The following is a 907-nucleotide window of genomic DNA, read 5'->3' as shown; positions in this document are numbered from 1 at the left end:
GCGCCCCGGCATCAAGGAAAGTACCCGCTGGACCGAAGGATATGAGCGGGTTGCCGAACAGGCGGCCGCACTGCCTGCCACGCGACTCGTCTATGTGGCTGACCGGGAATCGGACATCATGGCGCTGATGGTCAAAGCAAAGGAGTTGGGCCACCCGGCGGATTGGCTACTGCGCTCGCAGCACAATCGCACCTTGCCTGGCGGCGGCAAGCTGTGGGACAAAGTGACTGCGGGTGAGCCAGTGGGCAGGATTCACTTCACGCTGGCAGCCCGTCAGGCTCAGCCTGCGCGCGCGGTACGGCAGCAGGTGTGGGCGCAACGTGTCGCGTTGCCTGATGCTGCAGGCGGCGTGGTGAGTGCCACTTGCATCGTCGCCCGGGAGGTCGATCCGCCGGCAGGCGTCAAGCCGATTGAATGGCGACTGCTGAGTAATCGCGAGGTGGACGACCTTGACGCAGCGGCGCAGCTTATTGACTGGTACCGCGCGCGTTGGGAGGTGGAATTGTTCTTTCACGTGCTCAAGAACGGCTGTCGGGTCGAAGCGTTGCAACTCGCATCGATGGCACGGCTTGAGCGTGCCTTGGCGCTGTTTATGGTGGTGGCATGGCGCATCGCTCGGTTGATGCGACTGGGCCGAACTTGCCCGGACCTGGATGCAGGGCTGCTGTTCGAGCGGGATGAATGGCGCGCGGCATTCATTCTCAACAAGAAGAAGCCGCCGAAGACGTCACCGCGTCTGAATGAGGTCGTGCGCTTGGTCGCCATGCTCGGCGGCTTTCTGGCGCGCAAAGGCGACGGCGAACCCGGAGTCAAGACCATCTGGCAAGGACTGCAGCGAGTGATGGATTTCGCCGCCGGCCTCAGGTACGCACGAGAACTGGGTGACTGACTTGTGTGTAATCAAATG

Annotated in this window: 1 protein-coding gene; it reads left to right on the top strand. The window is 62.5% G+C overall.

The features are described 5' to 3' along the window. Positions 1–889: IS4 family transposase (locus CF68_RS34420; RefSeq protein ID WP_035827926.1), on the top strand; the 889-nt coding region annotated here is incomplete at its 5' end. Positions 890–907: the final 18 nt, after the last annotated feature.

The organism is Cupriavidus sp. SK-4 (assembly GCF_000611125.1).
Classification (GTDB): domain Bacteria; phylum Pseudomonadota; class Gammaproteobacteria; order Burkholderiales; family Burkholderiaceae; genus Cupriavidus; species Cupriavidus necator.
This window is presented reverse-complemented; position numbering and strand designations above follow the sequence as displayed.